Source organism: Kocuria atrinae C3-8, from assembly GCF_000286355.1.
GTDB classification, from domain to species: Bacteria; Actinomycetota; Actinomycetes; order Actinomycetales; family Micrococcaceae; genus Kocuria; species Kocuria atrinae_A.
On sequence record NZ_AJXN01000199.1, the window covers coordinates 1 to 1,663 of the forward strand.

Annotated in this window: 1 protein-coding gene; it reads left to right on the forward strand. The window is 68.5% G+C overall.

Annotated features, from left to right (window positions below; all coding sequences use genetic code 11):
- Positions 1–1,663: DNA glycosylase AlkZ-like family protein (locus YO9_RS0115690; RefSeq protein ID WP_016998350.1), on the forward strand; the 1,663-nt coding region annotated here is incomplete at both ends.

Genomic DNA, 1,663 nt, shown 5'->3' on the forward strand with positions numbered 1-1,663 from the left:
CACACCGTGACCGAGGAAGTGGGCGGTTCCGCGCTCTTCGCGTCTCGGTTCAGGGAAAACGCCGCCCGCGCTCTGCTGCTGCCCCGTAGCGATCCCGGCAAGCGCACGCCGCTGTGGCAGCAACGCCAGCGGTCGGCGCAGTTGTTGGACGTGGCGCGGAAGTATCCGCAGTTCCCGGTGATCCTGGAAACGGTGCGCGAGTGCCTGCAGGACGTCTACGACCTACCCGCGCTGTTGCGGTTGCAGCGCGAGTTGGCCGGGCGGAAGTTGCGCCTGGTCGAGACCACCACGGACACTCCTTCCCCGTTCGCGCGCACGTTGCTGTTCGGCTACGTGGCGCAGTTCCTCTACGAGGGCGATTCCCCACTGGCCGAGCGCAAGGCCGCCGCACTGTCCCTGGATCCCGCATTGCTCAACGAGCTGTTGGGTCGAGCCGAGTTGCGGGAGCTGCTGGACCAAGAGGTCATTGAGCAGGCCGTGGCCCAGTTGCAGCGGCTGGCCCCGGATCGCCGACTGCGCGGAGTGGAGGGCGCTGCCGACCTGCTGCGGCTGCTCGGTCCGATGACACCCGCCCAGGCCGCCCTGCGTTTGCGGCCACAGGAATCGCTGGAGACCGACGACCTGCACCTGAGCGAGTCCAACGCCAAGGCGCTGCTCGATCAGCTGCTCAGCACCAACCGCGCGATCACCATGCGCGTGGCCGGCACCGAGGTGTACTGCGCGGTGGAGGACGCCGCCCGCATGCGCGATGCCCTGGGCATTCCGCTGCCCATGGGCGTTCCGCTCACCTTCCTGGAACCGGTGGCCGATCCCGTGGGCGACCTGGTCTCCCGCTATGCCCGCACGCACGGCCCGTTCAGCGTGGCCGAGGCCGCCACGGCATTGCACCTGGGCCCGGCCGTGGTGGAGTCCGCGTTACGAGCCCTGGGCAAACAGCGCCGCGTCAGCGAAGGCGCGTTCCGTCCGAGTGGCGACCCGGCGGCGTCGGACTCGGAATGGTGCGATATCGAGGTGCTGCGCACGCTACGACGCCGCTCGCTCGCGGCCCTGCGCGAAGACGTGGAACCGGTGGCACCCAGTATTTACGCCAAGTTCCTGCCCGCCTGGCAGCACGCGGTCAAGGGGCATCAGTTGCGCGGGCTGGACGGCGTGCTGACCGTGATCGATCAGCTGGCGGGTGTGCCGATTCCGGCTTCCGCGTGGGAGCCGCTCGTGCTGGCCCAGCGGGTCGTGGATTACCGACCTGGGATGCTTGATGAGCTCATGGCCACGGGTGAGGTGTTGTTCTCCGGAGCCGGTTCGCTGGGTGGCGAGGACGGTTGGGTGGCGTTCCACTTGGCGGAGTCCGCGGAGTTGTCCTTGCCGCCGGTCGAGAAGCTGCAGGTTGCGGCATCGGAACTGGAATCCGAGCTGGAAAAGCACGTTCTTTCTGTGCTGCAGAGCGGTGGCGCGTACTTCGCGTGGCAGCTGATCGAGCCCCTGTCCCAGGCCGGTTTCACCGCGGGAATGCCTGAGCTGCGCACCGCGCTGTGGAACCTGCTGTGGGCGGGGCTCATCACCAATGACACGTACGCGCCGGTGCGCGCGCTGATGGCGGGCGGGCATTCCTCGCACAAGACGCCCAAACGACCGGCGCGGTCACGCGCGGCCAGCCGACGTGGCG